Genomic DNA, 20,174 nt, shown 5'->3' with positions numbered 1-20,174 from the left:
AGCTGAATCACGAAATTCAAACATTTATTGACAATACCCCTTTGTTTTCTGTGAGCTAAGTGTTGTATTAGCCATCACTAATGACTACCGCAAGAGGTAGTGATCAATAACACCATAAACATTTTAGTAACAATGAAAAGCACTTAACTAAGAGGTTATTTGAACATTAATTTCAAATTATAGAGACAAGTTAAATGATACCAATCACATTAAATATCTAATCAGTTCAGAGCCTCACAGGCATCTCAATCCAAGGCGCATTGACGCAAAAATGGTTATTCCCTTTTAAGTCAATGCAACACCGGAGTGGGATGCCTGTGTGGCTCCCGAAGGGCGGCTGATGTTAACGGCATGGCAACGCGCTTTATACTGCGTTTAAGGCTTTCGACAGAGCACCACTATGCCTTCAAGCCTTCGCCTTGTCTAAAGCGCGTTGAACTCCCGCTGAATGAACAGATATTTAATACGATTGGTATTAGGATAAAAACAAAAAATGGACAAATAAAAACGGCTTGAGGATGATACCTATCATGTTAGATAACTAGATTGCATGGAATGACAGTGTGAGGCGGTTAAGTCAGTTTTAGACTGAACGAATAAGAAAGTGAGAAGATTAGCTTGAGTAACAACACGTAAGCAAAGGATAGCGAGTTAGCCAGCCCTTAGTCGCGACTCTGTGATGAAACACTGGTAATGATCGCTTTGGATTGGCGCTCAATTTGAGGGCAAACAGAGAGTTCAGCCCAAAGGGAACCACCAGCTCAATACCGTAATGCGTGCAATGATGATCAGTCTCTGCATCTACCTGAGTATCTGTCTCAACATGAGATTTTAAACCCACCCCAACCGCGGTTTCTAACTCTGGCCAATGAGCCATAGCATCAATACAAGATGTGTAAGCCATGTCTTGATTGCGACTATGCATGCGCGCCTGATTCTTAACCGACCAAGGTAACTCAGGGGCAAGCTGATGAAGATAGGTTTCAATCGCCAGATCCCGCTCAGGGCTAATATCTAAAGGGCAAAAATAGATCAGATCGATATCGTTCAGTGGACTCAACTCAAATTCGTGCAAGCGATCCCAGACTAAATTACGGACAAATCCCGCCGCCAGACACCACTGCGGCATTGAGTGTACTTTGGCACATTGAAGCGCGAGTTCAAGCGCCCTCACCCGCTCGCAGTCTTGAGCTATCCATTCAAGTAATTGATGCTCTAGCGCTGCTTCACTCATTGCATCATTCATAACATTATTCGTAGCACCACTCATAACAGTATCGCCCGCTTCAATATCAGATAAAAACACGGGAAAGACATTAAGCTTACTCCACTTCGCCATCGGTTTCTGAGCACTTTACGACCTCATGACAGAGTAAATAAACGAGACTATAAATCGGTGCCATTACCGCAAAACAAATCCAAAACCCATAGACATCTTTGTCTAGCAGATTAATGCTAACAGTAAAGATGGGCATGAACAGTAGCATCCATTTTATTACATTGAGTTTGTACAGTATCGGCTTATCACAATGGCAGCAGCGTCCTTCCTTAATCGGCACATCCTTAGCGCCGAGTTTACCTTTGCAATACGGACATTTTTTACTGAAAAGCATTTAAACTCCATCGCTGAGATTAGACTCGCAAAGCAAGTCTCATCATCCATTCTTTCTATTCGTAAAAACCTTATCCGCGCAATTCGTTACACCGCATCCGCTTGGCGCTCTGGCGCAGCATTGGCAAAGGCTTCAAGCTGATTACACTCGGCCCACACGCGCATGATATTGGGATAAGGCGTTAAATCCACATTAAAACGCTGGGCGTTATACACCTGCGGTACTAAACATAAGTCGGCTAATGTCACGGCATTCCCAAAGCAATAACGACCGCAATGCCGTGTTAACAAGGTTTCTAAGGCCGTAAAACCACTTGCGACCCAATGGTGATACCAAGTATTTTTGGCGGTGTCATCAGCACCTAAGGTTTGCGTTAAATACTGCAATACCCGCAAGTTGTTTAATGGATGGATCTCACAGGCGACCGTAAGTGCCATAGCGCGCACGTGGGCACGTTCAAGAGCCGATGCAGGCAGTAATGGCGACTGTGGATGTATCTCATCAAGATATTCGATAATCGCTAAAGATTGCGACAAGGCATCCACATCCAGCTCATCATCCACCACTAAGGTTGGCACTAACTCTAAAGGATTAAGCGCAATGTAGGCAGCTTTATGTTGCTCGCCGCCATCACGTACGAGATGTACTGAAAACTGTTCGGCTGAAATCCCCTTGAGATTAAGGGCAATTCGAACCCGATAGGCTGCACTGGAACGCCAATAACCGTAAAGTTTCATATTTTCATGTCCTTATAAAAGTCAGTATAAAAACGGGGCAATTAAGCCCCGTTAGTTTGAGTCGGTGTCGCCCTTTAAGGGAAAGCCTTAGGCTTTGTATTCAACCACTTTTTGATCGATAGAACCAAAAATGGTTACATCATTATCATCGAGCATTTCGATACGCACTGTGTCACCAAAACGCATAAATGGCGTAGTGGCTTTGCCTTCGGCAATCACTTCTAACATACGTTTTTCCGCTAAACAGCTCGAACCTGCGCTACGGTCATAGTTAGAAATAGTACCAGAGCCAATAATCGCGCCTGCGCCCAATGGACGGGTTTTTGCAACATGCGAAACTAACTGACTGAAATTGAAGGTCATATCAACGCCTGCATTCGGACGACCAAATAATTCACCATTTAAATAGGTGATCAGCGGTAAATGCACTTTCGAATCTTCCCAACGGACACCCAATTCATCCGGTGTCACAGCCACAGGCGAAAAACTGCTCGATGGTTTAGATTGGAAAAAACCAAAGCCTTTCGCCAACTCACCAGGGATCAAGTTACGCAATGACACATCGTTGACTAGCATCAACAATTTAATGTGCTTAGCTGCATTGTCAGTGCTCACGCCCATAGGCACATCATCGGTAATAACCGCAATTTCAGATTCGAAATCGATACCCCAGTCTTCACTCGCCAATGGGATATCCGCTTTAGGGGCAATAAAGCTGTCTGAGCCACCTTGATAAAACAACGGATCTGTCCAAAAGGTTTCTGGCATTTCTGCGCCACGGGCTTTACGGACTAACTCAACGTGATTCACATAAGCGCTACCATCGGCCCATTGGTAAGCACGCGGTAATGGCGACAAGCACTTAGCTTCGTCGAACGCTTGCGCGTTATCTAACATGCCTTCATTTAACGCATCGTACAATTCTTGCAATTGCGGTCTCAGTAAATCCCAACCATCGAGTAATTGCTGCATAGTGTGGGCAATGGCAGGAACGGCAACCGTTTTAGTGAGATCGCGGCTGACTAACATCAACTGACCATCACGACGACCATTGTTATAACTTGCAAGTTTCATATTGGCTCCAGTGCTCTTCGGCTAGGTGTACAATTTTATTGTGCTGGAAAACACGCGACGTCACCCAGCTTATATTCGGCGATTTAAATCGAACTTTTTGACTCATTAAGGGCATACATGTTACGCAGTTCGCGCCAACGAGGCATGCGCTTTTACTTGCTTTAACGTATTTGTTGCGCGTAGAAATACCCGATGCAGCTCAAGATTCCTATAGCGTGACCAAAATCACATTTAGGTCAATTATTTCACATTTTGTAAACTAATCATTACGTTTATAACCTAGTTACCGCTTATCAATATCTCGGTAAGCAATATGCCTGAAAAGTCGGCAACTAAGTGGAACGATACTGTTACATTGACTGTGTCAACCCAACGAGACTCTGGCTAACGGCGCTTGGCTATCTTGTATTCACGCAGTTTATTAGCAATAGCTGTGTGTGATACACCTAGCTTTTTCGCCAACTGGCGAGTGCTCGGATAGGCCGGATATAATCGACGCAACAGACTCGCTTCAAACTGCTTCATTGCATCGTCGAGATTGCCCTCAAACTCATTATCAAAGTAACCAAAACCTTCGGCGTATGACGGCAATTTCAGCTGTTCTACCGTCAACTCGGCCGACCCATCCCACATAGACACGGCTCTAAATACCGCGTTCTTTAATTGGCGTACGTTACCTGGCCAAGCGTAGGTGAGCAAATGATCGCGGCACTGGGCCGAAATCCGTCGCACTGGGCTAGACAACTGTTGACTGTAATGTTCGAGGAACATTTCCGTCAGTGGAATGATATCGACTTTACGCTCGCGTAAAGACGGGATGTGATAACTCAACACATGGATGCGATAGTACAAATCTTCCCTAAACTCACCGGTTTGGCATAGTTCAGCTAAATTTTTCTGGGTCGAGCAGATAATTCGCACATCAGCACGTACTTCTTCATCGCCCCCTATGCGTCTAAAAGTGCCATCTTGCAATAGCCGTAGCAGCTTAACTTGAGCCGCCCTAGACATTTCCGCCACTTCATCGAGAAATACAGTGCCCCCCTTAGCTTCTTCAAAAAAGCCTCGTTTGACGACTTTACCCTGACTGACGTAACCGAATAATTCTTCTTCGGCAGCGCTGTCGGGCAGAGCGGCGCAGTTGATGGCGATAAAAGGTTTTTCACGGCGCATCCCCGCATCATGGCTAGCTCTGGCCATTAATTCTTTGCCAGTACCCGTTTCACCCGTGATCAACAAAGGTGCATCGAGCTGGGCCATACGCCGTGCTTGCTTAAGCACTTCCTTCATCTTGTCACTGCTGGCTAATACATTTTCAAAGCCAGTGGTTTGGTTCTGCAGCGCGTTAAACTGTTTTCCAACGCGCGCAGGGGATTTCAGCGACACCACAGCACCAACCAAGATGGTTTTTTCATCCTCATCGGGTAGGTAAATCGGCAGCATTTCGGCAAGATACTCATTCGGACCAATTTGCACCCGCGCCGCTTGGGCCAATACTTGTGCTTCACTCAACCAACGGCTGAAGTTAAAACCTTGCACCCAATGATTAAGCGACTCTTCGAGCACTTCGTGCTCACCCATGCCGATATTGAGCAAGGCGGACTCATTAACGATACGGATACGTGCCTTGGCATCGATAGAAAAAACGGAGTCGGGTAAGGTTTTGAGCAGGGTTTTAAGGGCGTAATGTTCTTGCTCTGAGGGCATAAATGACACCGTACGCACATCGTGCACGCTTTCCACTTTGCGGATCTGCGGCATCAAGGCACTCAAAGTTTCAAAACTAATTTCGGCAAATTGTAAGTACAGGAATCCTTGGTTACTGGCATCTATGGCAATTAAATTAATACCATAACGCTCTAACACGACTAAGATATCTTTGGCTAAACCAACACGATCCTGACAGCTGACTTCCAAGCGCATAATGACTGATATTCCCTTTTTTGATTTGAATTTTGGGGATAAACCGTGCAGAGCTATTTTTCGCCTTAGGCTTTACAACAAAAATAACGCTTGCTAGGCAAATCATTACCTTTGACGAAAACGTCAGCGATGAGGGGAAATAGCAGAGCCCGTATACGTTAGAAGGTTAAATTGAAAGTGGCAAGCCTAGTTTACAGTTGAATTGTAACAGGAAGAAAAAATCAGCATCATAAAACACATTAAGATGCTGATTAAATTGATTAAATAATTAACCTAGCAACTGGTCTGTCTTGGCGGCCATGATGAAGTCATTCTTATGTAGCCCCTTAATGGAGTGCGACCACCAAGTGACAGTCACTTTGCCCCATTCAGTGAAAATGCCTGGATGGTGGAATTCTTCTTCCGCTAAATCCGCCAGCTTATTCGTGAATACCATCGCCAGTTTAAAGTTTTTAAACTTGTAGACGCGCTCAAGCTGCATTACGCCGTCACGCACTTGCACGCCCCAGTCAGGGATCATACGAATAAGTTCTGCCAATTCTTCATCGGTCACTTTTGGTGCATCGGCTTGGCACGCTTCACATTTCATATTCGATAACGCAGTCATACATACTCCTGTTGGCAACATTGATAGGGATATTCAGTTGCACTTTACTCATTACTTATTAATTACTTAAATCACATGACTAAATTAGATGGCGACTCAAATGACACATCAAACTATCCATCGAATCGAGACTAGCTCGCCTTGGCTTTGGGAGGATATTTAGGAGCAAATAAACCTAACTGACGTGCCTTAGTGACATAACTCATGATGTCCATTTTGGCAATTTCATCAAGCATATCAATGTGCTCAATCACATAATAAATCGGCTGCATAATATCAATGCGATATGGGGTTCGTAACACATTCAATAAATCAAAGGGCTGACGTTCTGGCACGTCACTTTCCATTGCATATAAAGTTTCACCAGGTGAGCTTAAAATACCGCCACCATAGATACACAAGGGGCCATCTTTAGGCTGTAGCAAGCCAAACTCAACCGTAAACCAGTATAAACGCGCTAAAAATACCCTTTCTTCTTTGCTGGCATTTAAACCTAATTGGCCATACATATGTGAAAAATTGGCAAATGAAGGGTTGGTGAGCAAAGGGCAGTGACCAAATATTTCATGAAAAATATCAGGCTCTTGCAGGTAATCAAACTCTTCCTTACGGCGAATGAATGTCGCCACAGGAAACTCTTTATTGGCCAGCAGTTCAAAGAAACGGCCGAAGGAAATCAGCGCAGGTACGGCTGCCGTTTTCCAGCCGGTGGTCGCTTGCAATACAGTATCAATTTCAGTAAGTTGCGGAATACGATCCTTTGGCATAGCCAAGGCATCTAGCCCTTGCAAATACTCCTTGCAGGCACGGCCAGGCAGGTTTATCGCTTGACGGGCATAAAGCTGGCTCCAAATCTCATGTTCTTCTTGCGGGTAGTTGATAAACCCTGTGTCATCAGCTCTGTGAGCGATGTACTCTGTTCCTTTCGTCATAGTCTTCACTTAGTGGCTAGCGCTCATGGAACCATAGTGATCTAAGCCTTTAAATTTGTTAACTCCCTCACACTTTATTCTTGCACCACTACTGTGACGTAAACGTAAAGCAAATATTACAAGGGTATTAAAAATGCCATGCAAGTGCACATCACCCATGCTGGATTAGATGCTCTGTGCTACCTTTGCTAAAACTTACGTCGACTTCACTGTAAAAATACTTAAATATCCTAAGTTTTCAGCGTTTCTAAATAGCTTTTCTGTGCAGGTCATTTACAATATTGGCCATTAACCGCATCTCCTTGACCTAAAAGGTTCGCAATGAAACAACATCAAATTCGTAAAGCCGTTATTCCTGTCGCAGGCCTAGGCACTCGTATGCTTCCAGCGACCAAAGCAATTCCAAAGGAAATGTTACCCGTTGTTGATAAGCCATTGATTCAATATGTAGTCAGTGAAGCTATCGCGGCTGGGATCAAAGAAATTGTACTCGTGACCCACGCCAGTAAAAACTCTATCGAAAACCATTTCGATACCAGTTTCGAATTAGAAGCCCAATTAGAACGCCGCGTTAAACGTCAGTTACTTGAAGCCGTACAATCTATTTGTCCTAAAGATGTAACAGTGATCAGCGTGCGCCAATCTCAAGCTAAAGGCTTAGGTCATGCGATTTTGTGTGCTAAATCTGTCGTCGGCGATGCACCATTTGCCGTATTGCTACCGGATGTGATCATAGATGAAGCCAGCTGTGACCTTCGTAGCGATAACTTAGCCGCTATGGTTGCCCTGTTTGATGAAACCCAAGTCGGTCAAATCATGGTGGAAGGCGTGCCACATAACGTCGTCAACCAATACGGTATTGCCGATGTGAATGGTCATGATTTACAACCGGGTGAATCTGAGCCATTAGTCGAACTGGTTGAGAAGCCAGCCGTGGATGAAGCGCCGTCCAACTTAGCCGTTGTAGGCCGTTATGTGTTACCTGCCAGCATTTGGCCACTACTGGCTAAAACCCCTGCGGGCGCAGGCGATGAAATTCAATTAACTGATGCGATTGCGATGTTAATGAAGCAAGAAACCGTAAATGCTTACTACATGGAAGGTAAGAGCCATGACTGTGGTAACAAGCAAGGTTATATGCGTGCTAACGTTGAATATGCCCTGCGCCACAGCGAAATCGGTGAAGATTTTGCGCACTATTTAAAAACCGTTGTAAAAGGAATTAAGTAATGACGATTTTAGTGACCGGTGGTGCTGGCTATATTGGCACCCACACAGTAGTAGAACTGCTCAATGCTGGTAATGATTTGATTGTATTGGACAACTTGTCTAATTCAAGCATAGAAGCCTTAAACCGAGTCGAGCGGATCACTGGTAAATCGGTTACTTTCTATCAAGGCGATATTCTCAATAAAGCGTTATTGCAGAAAGTGTTTAACGATCATGCTATTGATTCAGTTATCCACTTTGCAGGATTAAAAGCGGTGGGAGAATCCGTCGCAAAACCCCTGAAGTATTATGAGAATAACGTTACGGGTACGCTTATCCTTTGCCAAGTCATGGCAGAATTTAAGGTAAAAAATCTCGTATTCAGCTCATCGGCAACTGTGTATGGCGATCCCGCAAGTTTACCGATCACCGAAGACTTTCCCACAGGGGCAACAAACCCTTATGGTCAGTCTAAGTTGATGGTTGAACATATATTGGCAGATGTACACAATGCCGATCCGAGCTGGAATATCGCACGTCTGCGCTATTTTAATCCGGTTGGCGCCCATGCCAGTGGCTTAATCGGCGAAGATCCTAACGATATCCCTAACAACTTAATGCCCTTTATTGCGCAGGTTGCCGTGGGTAAACGCACCGCCTTAAGCGTGTTTGGTAATGATTATCCGACTCACGACGGTACTGGCGTGCGTGACTATATCCATGTCGTAGATTTAGCCAATGGCCATTTAAAAGCGCTTGCAAAATTGGCCACTAAACCTGGTCTAGTGACCTATAACTTAGGCACAGGCCAAGGATATAGTGTATTAGACATGGTTAAGGCCTTTGAAAAAGCCTGTGGTAACACCATTGCCTACCAAATTGCGCCACGTCGCCCAGGGGATATTGCCGCCTGCTACGCCGATCCAACACTCGCAAGGGAAGATCTTGGCTGGCAAGCGACTCATACCCTAGAAGATATGGCCAACAGTAGCTGGCATTGGCAATCAACCAATCCGAATGGTTATAACGGCTAATAACTTGAATGGCTTGTGGAAATCTCCCAAGCCATTTTTCTTTACCCTCTAAATACCATCGCTTTACAGCATTAACCACCCGAGGAGCAACATGACTCAAAGTATTAATCACAGCCGTCGCAGCCTCTTTCGCCGGCGTAAAGATAATGCGATAAGGCCGCCTTGGGTACGTGATGATATCGAGTTTACCGATGTGTGTACTCGTTGTTCCGCCTGTCTTGAGGTTTGTGAAACTCACATTATCATCAAAGGTGATGGCGGATTTCCTGAAGTCTCCTTTAAGGACAATGAGTGCACATTTTGTACTCTGTGTGCTAAAGCTTGCCCTGAAAATATTTTCGATTTGACTCAAGCACCTTGGCAATACCAAGCCCATATTCAAGAAAGCTGCTTAACCTTTCAAGGGATCTGGTGCCAAAGTTGTAAGGATGCCTGCGAACCAAGAGCCATCAGTTTTGTGCTCAGTATTGGTCAGGCTCCGAGCCCCAAAATAGACCTTGATCTTTGTACTGGATGCGGTGCCTGCGTAGCTCCTTGCCCTAGCAAAGCCATTGAGATAAAACGACCAACTTGATAGAACACTGTAATTGCATTAACACATGCAGAGCTGTGCTTCTCATGGATTTTAAGCTAGTATCGCGCCTCTGTTGAACTCAGTTAATCCCTTCTCGAATTAAGTTAATTTATGATGATGTTTGTAAAAAAACTGTTTTTCCCACCTAAAAAAAGTACCTCTTTTAGCTTTATTGCTCGAGGCACTAAACTCACGGGAAATATCGAATTAACAGGCGACGTGCTTGTTGGCGGTGATATCCAAGGTCAGCTGCTTTCTGAGGCCAATATCACCATAGAACAAGGCGGTATAATTCAAGGTGAAGTAAAATGCCATGAATTTATCGTCGATGGACACTTCAAAGGCAGACTCATTTGTGAGCGTTTAGTGATCCAACGTAATGGTGTTGTCGACGGCGAAGTGGCAAGTACCTCAATGCAAATCCTTGAGGGTGGCCAATTTATCGGGATGCGGATTAAAGAAGATGCACCAACCATTTATTCCCATGCAATAGGCCATACACCAACAGCAGATTCACTCAACTTACCGTCCGTGCAAAACGACGTCATAGAATCTCGTTAATCCGAAATGCATCACTATCGTTTGCTCGCCGCCTTAGGTGAGCAGACTTTGACTCACTCTTTTAGCTCAATCATTCCTTTCCGCCTGATGTTAAACATAGCGCCTACTCATCTAACTCTCCCCAACTCTCCCCAACTCTCCCCTTTACAATGGTTAAATAATTGTTATTTTACCGAGAGGGATCACAGTTAATCCGCATGCTGAATGTTAATCTTGGCAGTTAGTATCCATGATATTTGATCGCGGTGGTTCGGGTAATCGCAAGGACACAGAACTCCCCTAATAGCGCCGCAAAAACATTTAAGACTCATACAGGGCAAAATACAAAATGAGCAACTTATTACTAAAACAGATCTGTGAACTCGATGTTTTTACCTTGCTTGTATTTAAAAGTATTTTCGACACTGGACACGCAAATAGCGCGGCCAAAGCGCTAGATGTTTCTGCACCCAAAATAAGCCGCTGCCTCAATGCATTACGCCTAACCTTTAACGATGGACTATTTTATCGTCGTCAACAGGGGCTTAAACCGACGCCTTTAGCAGAAAGTCTCTACGTTGCTATTTGCCAGTTTACTGAATCGGTTTATCACCTCGAACAATCTGCAATCCAGATACAAAATGCGGCCATCAATGCCGACTTACCGCTGCATATCGCTGCTTGTAATGGCCTGCTAAGCTTTTTAGCGCCTCAGTTAAGTACTCCTGAACTTGCCCAAAAGCTAGGACAAATACGCTTACATAAATGGCAGGAAAATAGCGCTGAGTTGATCCACGCAGGTGCGCTTGATTTTGGGATTACGTTTGAAAGTGCTGAAAATAAAGAATTAAGTTACACCAAACTTGGCTCAATCAATGGCATTTATATCGTTGCAGCCAAGCAACACCCACTTTGGGACGTTGAGACGAATATTACCTTAGAGCAAATTTGTCGCCATCCGTTTCTATTTCAAGAACTCAAGGGCTTTAACAGTAAAATCGATCCCTTAGAATTATTTTGCCAGCGCCAAGGTATCTTACTGCCTACAGTAGAGAAAGTGATAGACAGGGAGGAATGGTATGCCCATCTATTAACCATGAAGAGTGTGGCTTTCTGTTCCAGCATTGATATGCACACAGTTAAACATATGCCCGGATTACATCTCGAGCGCCTTAGCGACACAGAGCTTAATAGACTCCACGAAACTATGATGGCGCCACATTATTATCTGATTGAGAAACCTGCAGTTCATCGGCGTTACAGCCAAAGCCAGTGTGATCTCGTCGTGCGCTCCTTACTTGCCGCACTCGAACCAGCACACTAATACAAAAATAGATTACACACTAAGTTCATCAACCTAGCTTACGTCATGGATGTTAAGTGGGTTAAGTGGGTTAAGTGGGTTAAGTGGGTTTACTGGGCTATGGCTTCTATTTATGCAAGGCACAATTCAATCACTTTAAAATGCCATATCGTCCCCCCATTCTCGCTCTCTTATCCCATTGCTTTTGTGCTCAAAACCTTAAGATAACGACTTAAGATTCAGGCTCTCTTAACATCGTTCATTTTGCTTAACCGAAAATGAATTCATCATTTCGACCTAAGTTTAAAGATTGAAATTGTGATACACATCATAGGCTAGCGGCTTAATTTCACTATTTAAAATATCAAAATGCAAAGTTTAGAATTACCATTCACAGGTGTTAAATCATCGTTCACATATCAGATACAAATTTGCAAATACCACTTTATAAGTAGATGAATCCTCCTATATTAGAGGCACTGCACACGCAGTCTTATAGATAGAAAAAGGGACGCGATGATGAAAAACTACAATAAATCTCTACTGGCACTGGCTCTCGTCAGTACCTTAAGTCTTACCGCCTGCGGGGACGGAAGCGATGGTCAAGATGGGGCACCTGGCACACCAGGTACACCCGGAACACCAGGCACTCCCGGAACACCAGGTACACCCGGAGCCCCTGCGGGTTCCTTCGCAACGACAGCTCAATCCATTACAGATCTGGCATTCACGTTAAGTCCTGCTGACATTAAAGTGACCAGCAGTGAAGGCTTCAGTGTTAAATTTACTGTTACGGGTAAAAATGCAGGCAAAGTAGTCCCATTCAAAGGACTGGATAAAATTGCAATTTATTCTTTAACAGCAAATGAAAACACCTCAGGTACTGGCGCGCCGATTGAGTGGCAAAATAATGCCACGGCAAATGCCGCTGGCACTTCGTTAACTTGTACTCTAAACGGCCTGAACGGAACTAAAAACGCTTGTACTTTAACCGAAGATACAGCAACGCCAGGCACTTACACAGCAACTTGGACTTATGGTGGCGCAGCGCCAATCATTAATCCAAATGATAATCCAAACGCAGTACACAGAGTCTTTTTACGTGCTTACAACATCGCCGATAGTACTGGTGTTGTCCTATCTGACAAGATTTTATCTGTACCCGTTGATTTTATCCCTGCAACAGATGAATTAGGTGTATCGGGTAAAGACACAGTATCTAGTGCGGCATGTAAAAACTGTCACGGTGAAGTAGACGGCCATATCGCGAAGATTGAAGCCCACCATAACTACCAAGATGTTAAAAACTGTGTAACTTGCCATAACCCTGATCTCGTTCCAAGTGACGCACAACTGGCCGAAGGTTGGGTATTTGATTTTGCTCCCATGATCCATAGGATCCACGCAGGTCATCACATCAGTGACAGCTTAAGTGGCGAAGCAAAAGAATATTTCGGTGAAGTTGGTTTCCCATCTGATTTGAAAGAATGTAAATCTTGTCATGATGGTGCACCAAGTTATAACACCAATATTTATGCACAAGCTTGTGTGGGTTGTCATATCAATGTGAACTTCACCACTGGCGAAAACCATTCAGAATTTGGTTTAGCCCAAGCTGATGATACTCAATGTAAATCTTGCCATGGCAGCGGTAGCTTAACACCTGAAGCTGTACACAGTGTCGGTAAACGCGCTGAGTATGCAAGCCTATTCAAAGTTGACTTTACCAGTGCTGCAGTAGTGACTTCAGCAGCTCCTGGAATGAAAACATTGACATTAAAAGCCAATGTGACCATGAATGGCGCTGCAATTCCTAACGGAACCGATTTAAAAGTATATAACGCGACAACTAACCCTACTGGTATGTTTGTGGCTAACGGCTTATTACTGGGTAACGTAACCACTGATGGTACTGTTTACGCTTGGAGAGATGTCAAACCAACAGCAATCGCTCTGACACTGAAAGATGGAACCTTATCTAATGGTGTATTAACCTTCGTAAAAGATATTCCCGATGCCCAAGCTGTAGGTACTATCTACGTCAGTTCAGAAGCCAACGTCTGTATCAAAGCAGGTAAAGTGAGTAGCTGTAATGCCACAGGACTTGAATTTGGCCCAACAAATCCAATTGGTAACACTGCTCCTGTTAAATTCTATAGCTTAGATGCTTCTGCAGTAGTTAAAGCTCGAATGACAGATCCTGCTCGAATTACCGTAGAAGAAGCAAAATGTAACGCCTGTCACGGCACCTTAGATTATATCAAGGGCACCAGACACGGAACTTACACTTTTGATCAATGTATGAACTGTCACAACGATACAACAGGTGCATCAGGCCATAAAACAGTGGTTTCTAAAGGTGAAGACGGTAGCAAAGTCATTAATCCAGAAGTCACTTTCAATAACAAAGACCTATTCACCGTCGCCCACCGCTTCCACAGTGGTAACTTTGATGTTATCGCAGGGATCTTCCGCGATGCCAATGGTGAATTAGTCGGTTATCCATCACCAGAAACTGCATGTTCTGCCTGTCACAAAGATGATGCAAAACTGTTTGCGACTGACGGTGGTTTAGCCTCTGAGAAACGTTCAATCAAAGTGGGTAGCAACTACATTAGCCCAGTAGCTGAATCATGCCGTAGCTGTCACGCTCACTCTGATGCAGCGGCTGTCGCTCACTTTAGAAGTAACGGTGCTGTGGTTGAAGCTGACGCAATGACAGATCCTAACTTACCAGTAGAATCTTGCGCAACTTGTCATGCTGAAGGTAAAACCTACGGTGTAGATAAGGTACACGCAGAGGTAGCACACTAGTACCTTTGGGTTGCCCCTGCACAACCCAAACTTTATCTCTGCAACTCATTGGGGACCCTAGGGTCCCTTTTTTATTGCTGATGATCTTCAATTGAGATTGTAGATTTAACCAGCTGAGCGGCTACATTGTGCAATACGTTGTCTAAGTAACTTAATAAAGTCCTTAGGTTCCCTATCTAAACTGTCATGGGGAATATACAAGTGATACCCTAAACGCGTATCTAACATCACGCAGCGATGCCCAAACATAGCCAATACGCCACGATAACGATCCCCTTCTATCACTAAAGGGCCAAACTCAGCGCCGAGATAAGTTTCTAAAGTCGCTAAGTCTGCATCTTGAGAGGCAGCTGTCACCAGCAAAGGTCGCTGTTCAGTTAATAATCCTGTTGCTAGACGCAGGGAAATATTATCGAGAATGGGATTTAAATGTTTCAGTTTAATGCCTAAATAAGATAACTCTATAGTATCTAAACCATTAGTCACCCGCGGAATATCGACCCGCTGAATATTATCCCAATCGATAGCCACTTTGCCGCGGCGATGAAAATAGGTCAGCCCCTTGTCATCTAGTGCTAGAGTCGTTTCCGGCTCATACACCTTGGCTAAACCGAGAATGAGTGAAATAGCGCCCAAACTAAAAAACATCAAACCGACAGCAAACAAGGCCGGCCACGTCAGAAACAGTCCCAAACCCAGCACCAGACTTAAGCCTCCCAGCCAAGTTAAGGTTAACCCATTTCGTTTCGATAAAGGACGCACAGATACTATTTCTGACTCAATTGTCATTGTTCATCTTCCTGTTAAAACTCACTATCTTTAGACTGAACTTGGCAAACCACACCTTTAACTTACGGCCTTTATCCATAACCACAAACGGCCAATGTATTCGTGAATCGCCCGTTGAGAAGCCACTAAATTATCGGCGGTTAACCGCCACCAAAAATCATCTCGGCCAATAAAATCCGTTGGGGCAGCATCGGGGTGTAAGCCTTTAGCGGCGAAAATAGCCATCGCCCTTGGCATATGAGTGGCCGATGTGACTAAGCGAAAGGGCTCCTCCCCTAACTCCCACTTTAAGTATTGCGCTTCTTCTATCGTATCGCGCGCCAGTGGAAATTGAATAATTCGGCTTTTATCAACACCTAGCTCTACCGCGGCTTTAGCCATCATTTCAGCATGGGAAAATTGAGTGAGTTCACCACCCCAGCCGCTGACGATCAACATACACTCTTGACCCAACTTAAGTTGCCGAATTCCTTCAGTTAACCTTGTAAGGGCGACGTCCGATAAGGATTGCACCGCCGTCGCTCCCGCTATATCAGCATGCCCTGAACCTAATACCATCACAAAACAAGCGCCTGCGATGGGCGTGGAATTAATCGGGTAAGCTGATTCTAACGGCCGCACTAAGGTATTCACACTCAGTTGACTGCTTAAAAACAGTAAGAGAAAAAAAGCGCAGGATACTAAGTATTTCGCCATACTGCGACGGCGCCATACTAGAAAAGAAATCAGTAATAACAATAGGATAAAGGGAATCGGCATCATCCCCTGTGAAACAACTTTCTTAACCCAAAACATGATGTCCATGCCAAGCAATCCAAAGGAGCGCAATCATAGCATCAAAATACGGGGGGAACACATCGCACATAAAACTAGCCCAGCGTTTTACTAGGCTATTGTTTACAAGACTCTGATATCACTAGACGTTGATTTCATAGCGTAATGAGTTCACTGGTGGAGTTTATATCCTCAATAATGGATCACTTTTCCCACAACCAAGCGGCACCGCGCACTCCCGATGAACAACCGTATAGATTCTGCACCACAGGCGTATGACACTCACGCCCCACCACATAATGGGCCAGCAATGCCGGTAATCTTGGGTAAATCGCCGCGACATTCGACATTCCGCCGCCCAACACTATGGCATCGGGATCGAGCATATTGATCACATGGGCGAGTGAACGAGCGAGTCTATCCATATAACGATCAAATGCAGCAACCGCAATGGCGTCACCTCCATCGACTAACAACATAATATCGGCACCTGATTTGGCAGCAGCGCGCACTGTACCCGCAGCCGTCAAAGCCGCATTATAATCACGCACAAAGCCAGTGCCAGAGATAAAGGTTTCGATACAATCGGGATTGCCACAGAAGCATCGGGTGGTATTGAACTCTTCCTTAGTCATCCAAGGCAAAGGATTATGACCCCATTCACCGCCGATACCATTACCACCACCGTGAACTTTGCCGTTAATTGCCACACCCGCGCCACAACCAGTACCAATAATCACGCCAAACACCACAGAAGCGCCAGCGGCTGCCCCATCGACCGCCTCTGATACCGCAAAACAGTTTGCATCATTGGCAACCCGCACTTCACGCTGCAACAATTCCCCTAAATGTACATCGAGGGGCTGACCATTGATCCACGTCGAGTTAGCATTTTTGACTAAACCTGAATAGGGCGATACCACACCAGGAATACCCACGCCGACAGTGCCTTTCTCGCCAAGAGTCGCTTCCGCTTCCTTAACTAAATCAACCACCGCAGTAAGCGTGCCCTGATAGTCACGTGGCGTCGTCACACGTTTGCGAAATAGCTCATTGCCCTCATCACTCAGTGCGACTAATTCTATTTTTGTTCCACCTAAATCGACGCCCATGCGCATCATGAATTACCACTCCAGTGTTTAGCTTGCCCTTTCATCAAGTGAGATTGATGCAAGGCAATCGTTATTTTACCCAGCCAGGAGCTGTGGCAATAAAGTAAGGGTTTAAAATGTCAGGTTTTTGATTATAAGTTAATGGTTCACCTGAGTCATAACAGACAACTGTACCGCCTGCACTTTCGAGTACAGCTTGCGCCGCCGCAGTATCCCATTCGCTGGTTGGGCCAAGTCTGGGGTACAGATCGGCACTGCCTTCAGCCAACATACAAAACTTAAGCGAGCTACCCACGCTTAAGATGTCATGCTCACCAAACTGTTGTAAATATTGCGCTAAGCCTGGGCTCAAGTGCGAGCGACTGCCGACAATCATCGGCATTTCGCGTGGCGTGTTGGCCCCCAATAAGGGACTCTCTTGACCCGTTCGTTGGCGCCACGCACCTAAATGTTTAGCACCGTAATAATACGTATCGAGCACAGGCGCATATACTACACCTGCGATAGCAACCCCTTGATGGATAAGCGCAATGTTGACGGTAAACTCGCCATTGCGTTTAATAAATTCCTTAGTGCCATCTAAAGGATCAATCAACCAATAGGTTTGCCATTGACGACGCACGTCCCACGCGATATCCGCCGCTTCCTCAGACATAATAGGAATACCGACAAACTGCTTTGCCAATGCTGCCACTATCACGTGGTGCGCGGCTAAATCGGCCGCCGTCACAGGGCTATCGTCCCCCTTATGGCTCACCGAAAAGTCATCTTGACCATAAACCGTCATAATGGCATCGCCTGCGGCTTTGGCAATCGCGACCACTTGCAGTAGATCTTGTTTGGTCAATGTCTGCGCTATTGTCGTCTTGTCTGTCACTGAAACTTCCTTAATGCATTAAATATCTTGGCATTATGCCATTGTCATCCAAGGGGAATTTAGAACAAATTCATCATACATCAAGCAAAATAGACTAAGACTCGCAGCTTAAACCGCGGTGCACAAAACCACAGATAAACAAAGTGATTACGATACTAAGGTAAGCCATTGGCGCTGAGAAGAGGCTTAAGTCCAGTTGCATTCGTATTCACAGCTCATGTTTTCATATTGATAGTCTAAAGCCGTCGCTTAAATCTGATTATTGGCGAGCTTATTGTTTTCGAAAGTGTTAATCACTGCGATGACGTAAACGCTTAACGCCTGATTAAAACTGCCTAAACCCAAATGTGAGTCATGTTAATTGTCGTCATGATAGCGTCGCAACATGCAATTCAGTTGCTGACGCCAATCTTGCCATACGACGTTATCAGGCATAGGCAGTGCGGTATTGACAGCCAAAGCGGACTGTACTTTGGCACGATTCAACACGCTATAACTCGGTCTTTTTGCCAAACTCACGCCGCGATTCAATGCTTGTTTAGCATAGTGAGCGCTGGTAATCGGCTGGATAACCACAGGTTGACTTAACAGATTGAGCGCTAGGGCTTGTCGCTGGATTTCAGAGGCAAATTCATACCAACTGCATTGGCCTTGAGCGCTGTAATGAAATACGCCCGAGTACTGTTGTATGACTAATTGCCAAATCACCTTAGCGAGTGCATCACTCCACGTCGGACAGCCGATTTGATCGACTATCACCTGCAATCTTGGTTGAGTGCGCATCAAGTTCAGCATGGTTTGGACAAAATTATGCCCATCTTGACCGTAGAGCCATGAGGTACGCACAATAGTTGCATCCTCGCCCAGAACCGCCAATACTTTCTGCTCGCCGAGCAACTTACTCGTACCGTAAGCTGACAACGGCTCGGGAGCATCAAGTTCAACAAATGGCCTTGGTAAATGATTTGGAGCTGAGTCTGGATTTTGATACGGTTCAGCGCCAGTTTCTCTAACATCACGAACAGCATGACCACCAAACACATAATCGCTCGACACATGCAGTAAGCGCGCCCCCGACAGCCAACATTGCTGCGCCAATAACTCAGGGCCGAGTGCATTCACGCGATTCGCTTCGATTGCATCATGCTCAGCAGCATCGACCGCATTATAGGCCGCACAATTGATCACCCAGCTTGGTCGATATTGATCAAATACGGCGGCAATATTGGCGGCATCGGTTATGTCTAACTGACTGCGACTTAGCGCATAAAGCTTAATTGGTGCGACTGAGTTTGTACTTGTGCTGGTATTTGGGGCTAGCTCGCCAATATCGGCAGCGACTCTCAGCAAGGCCTGAGCGAGCTGACTCTTCGCACCAGTGATTAACACCACTTGAGGAGTGTTAGCGTCTGTGGCACTCACCGCCCCGCATTGAAGTGGCGTCACTTTAGTTGCCACTATTTTCATCACTAATCAACAGCATGGCTCATCGTCACTGAATAGGGGGATCAAATCAGCAACGGTTTCATGGCCACGGGCGGCTAAAAAGGCCAAGAGTGCTGAAGGGCTACGATTGAGTAATCTTGATGGCGGATAAGCCACTTCATCGATAATCGCTTGCGCCCGCGCAAAACCGCCTAAGCTAAAAGCCACATGGGAATCAGAGCCCATAACTAAAATCGTGCCAAATTCCTTGGCCGCTTTGGCAATCGCAGTGCAATTGGCTTCGCTGCCCTTACGGGAAACTTCAAAGGAGGAATTGTTAATTTCGAGCGCCACACCGTATTCGGCAGCGGCGCGGGCAACAGCTTCAATATCAATTGGATAGGCTGGATTACCTGGATGAGTAATGATATCAACCTTGCCGCTCTTAATCGTATTAATCATGGCCTCTGTGTGAGTTGCTTTATCTGACGGAGGATAGACGGGTTCATGAAATCCTGCGAGCACAATATCGAGCTGCTTTAAATAATCACCAAAGAAATCAATCTCGCCGTCGATATTTTTGATATTAGCTTCGATACCCCGCAAAATCCCGACGCCATCAACCATACGTGGCAAAACTCTTAAATTCACAAAGTGCCAAAAATGCGGCGCATCGGCCATCGCAGGCCCATGATCTGTGGTGGCAAATAGGCGAATCCCCTTCTGCTTTGCCACCGCTAAGTAGTCATGAATCGTGCTATAAGCATGGCTCGACGCCACAGTATGGGTATGAGTGTCGACTTGGTACTGCATGGTTCACCTCAGTCAAATGATTCA

The 20,174-nt window shown here is 45.3% G+C and carries 19 protein-coding genes; 6 read left to right on the top strand and 13 right to left on the bottom strand.

The annotated features are described in order from the left end of the window. Positions 1–613 precede the first annotated feature (613 nt). The 7 genes from L5M11_RS03775 to phhA form a co-directional block, all read right to left on the bottom strand. A complete protein-coding gene (locus L5M11_RS03775) occupies positions 614–1,270 on the bottom strand; it encodes a nucleotidyltransferase family protein (RefSeq protein WP_263184815.1) in 657 nt (218 codons plus the stop codon). A 52-nt stretch (positions 1,271–1,322) separates the two neighbouring features. Beyond that, entirely contained in the window at positions 1,323–1,613 is a 291-nt protein-coding gene (locus L5M11_RS03770) for a hypothetical protein (RefSeq protein WP_263138120.1), read from the bottom strand. An 86-nt stretch (positions 1,614–1,699) separates the two neighbouring features. Next, positions 1,700–2,350, bottom strand: a complete 651-nt coding sequence (gene maiA, locus L5M11_RS03765) for a maleylacetoacetate isomerase (protein ID WP_263138119.1) — start codon at positions 2,348–2,350, stop codon at positions 1,700–1,702. A gap of 87 nt (positions 2,351–2,437) precedes the next feature. After that, positions 2,438–3,424 carry a fumarylacetoacetate hydrolase family protein gene (locus L5M11_RS03760; RefSeq protein ID WP_028760574.1) on the bottom strand — a complete coding sequence of 329 codons (987 nt, stop codon included), beginning with the start codon at positions 3,422–3,424 and terminating at the stop codon, positions 2,438–2,440. A 384-nt stretch (positions 3,425–3,808) separates the two neighbouring features. Then, on the bottom strand, positions 3,809–5,347 hold the full coding sequence (tyrR, locus tag L5M11_RS03755) for a transcriptional regulator TyrR (protein ID WP_263138118.1): 1,539 nt from the start codon (positions 5,345–5,347) through the stop codon (positions 3,809–3,811). A gap of 268 nt (positions 5,348–5,615) precedes the next feature. Further along, complete coding sequence (locus L5M11_RS03750; RefSeq protein ID WP_028760576.1) at positions 5,616–5,954, bottom strand: 4a-hydroxytetrahydrobiopterin dehydratase; 339 nt, start codon at positions 5,952–5,954, stop codon at positions 5,616–5,618. Positions 5,955–6,085: 131 nt separating this feature from the next. Beyond that, the gene (gene phhA, locus L5M11_RS03745) at positions 6,086–6,886 is read right to left on the bottom strand and encodes a phenylalanine 4-monooxygenase (protein WP_219250194.1); all 801 of its coding nucleotides are present in this window, start codon (positions 6,884–6,886) and stop codon (positions 6,086–6,088) included. A 321-nt stretch (positions 6,887–7,207) separates the two neighbouring features. Here phhA and galU point away from each other — a divergent pair, with 321 nt between their 5' ends. The 6 genes from galU (at position 7,208) to L5M11_RS03715 (ending at position 14,360) form a co-directional block, all read left to right on the top strand. Then, a complete protein-coding gene (gene galU, locus L5M11_RS03740) occupies positions 7,208–8,116 on the top strand; it encodes a UTP--glucose-1-phosphate uridylyltransferase GalU (protein ID WP_028760578.1) in 909 nt (302 codons plus the stop codon). After that, positions 8,116–9,129, top strand: a complete 1,014-nt coding sequence (gene galE, locus L5M11_RS03735) for a UDP-glucose 4-epimerase GalE (protein WP_263191394.1) — start codon at positions 8,116–8,118, stop codon at positions 9,127–9,129. The genes galU and galE overlap by 1 nt, the downstream gene beginning before the upstream one ends. 91 nt (positions 9,130–9,220) lie before the next feature. Beyond that, positions 9,221–9,703 (top strand): ferredoxin-type protein NapF, encoded by a 483-nt coding sequence (gene napF, locus L5M11_RS03730; protein ID WP_168823154.1) that lies wholly within the window; start codon positions 9,221–9,223, stop codon positions 9,701–9,703. Positions 9,704–9,814: 111 nt separating this feature from the next. Then, positions 9,815–10,264: a polymer-forming cytoskeletal protein gene (locus tag L5M11_RS03725; protein ID WP_173245805.1), complete on the top strand. Its 450-nt coding sequence runs from the start codon at positions 9,815–9,817 to the stop codon at positions 10,262–10,264. A gap of 328 nt (positions 10,265–10,592) precedes the next feature. Continuing rightward, the gene (locus tag L5M11_RS03720) at positions 10,593–11,567 is read left to right on the top strand and encodes a LysR family transcriptional regulator (protein WP_263191392.1); all 975 of its coding nucleotides are present in this window, start codon (positions 10,593–10,595) and stop codon (positions 11,565–11,567) included. Positions 11,568–12,062: 495 nt separating this feature from the next. Beyond that, positions 12,063–14,360, top strand: coding sequence for an OmcA/MtrC family decaheme c-type cytochrome (locus L5M11_RS03715; RefSeq protein WP_263191391.1), 2,298 nt, complete (start codon positions 12,063–12,065; stop codon positions 14,358–14,360). A 105-nt stretch (positions 14,361–14,465) separates the two neighbouring features. On the opposite strand, the gene L5M11_RS03710 is transcribed toward L5M11_RS03715, so the two are convergent. The 6 genes from L5M11_RS03710 to L5M11_RS03685 form a co-directional block, all read right to left on the bottom strand. Continuing rightward, positions 14,466–15,149 carry a DUF2982 domain-containing protein gene (locus L5M11_RS03710; protein ID WP_212600041.1) on the bottom strand — a complete coding sequence of 228 codons (684 nt, stop codon included), beginning with the start codon at positions 15,147–15,149 and terminating at the stop codon, positions 14,466–14,468. A gap of 57 nt (positions 15,150–15,206) precedes the next feature. Continuing rightward, complete coding sequence (locus tag L5M11_RS03705) at positions 15,207–15,908, bottom strand: YdcF family protein (protein ID WP_263160919.1); 702 nt, start codon at positions 15,906–15,908, stop codon at positions 15,207–15,209. 218 nt (positions 15,909–16,126) lie between these two features. Next, complete coding sequence (gene mak / locus L5M11_RS03700; RefSeq protein ID WP_263191390.1) at positions 16,127–17,044, bottom strand: fructokinase; 918 nt, start codon at positions 17,042–17,044, stop codon at positions 16,127–16,129. 61 nt (positions 17,045–17,105) lie between these two features. Beyond that, the gene (gene cysQ / locus L5M11_RS03695; RefSeq protein ID WP_219250189.1) at positions 17,106–17,912 is read right to left on the bottom strand and encodes a 3'(2'),5'-bisphosphate nucleotidase CysQ; all 807 of its coding nucleotides are present in this window, start codon (positions 17,910–17,912) and stop codon (positions 17,106–17,108) included. 357 nt (positions 17,913–18,269) lie between these two features. After that, a complete protein-coding gene (gene rfbD, locus L5M11_RS03690; protein WP_263184662.1) occupies positions 18,270–19,379 on the bottom strand; it encodes a dTDP-4-dehydrorhamnose reductase in 1,110 nt (369 codons plus the stop codon). A 6-nt stretch (positions 19,380–19,385) separates the two neighbouring features. After that, positions 19,386–20,150: a phosphatase gene (locus L5M11_RS03685; protein WP_263184664.1), complete on the bottom strand. Its 765-nt coding sequence runs from the start codon at positions 20,148–20,150 to the stop codon at positions 19,386–19,388. Positions 20,151–20,174 lie beyond the last annotated feature (24 nt).

The sequence above is a fragment of the Shewanella sp. SM87 genome (genome assembly GCF_025653705.1).
Taxonomy (GTDB): domain Bacteria; phylum Pseudomonadota; class Gammaproteobacteria; order Enterobacterales; family Shewanellaceae; genus Shewanella; species Shewanella oncorhynchi.
Note: the sequence above shows the minus strand (reverse complement) of the source record. Positions and strands in the feature narration are given on the sequence as shown.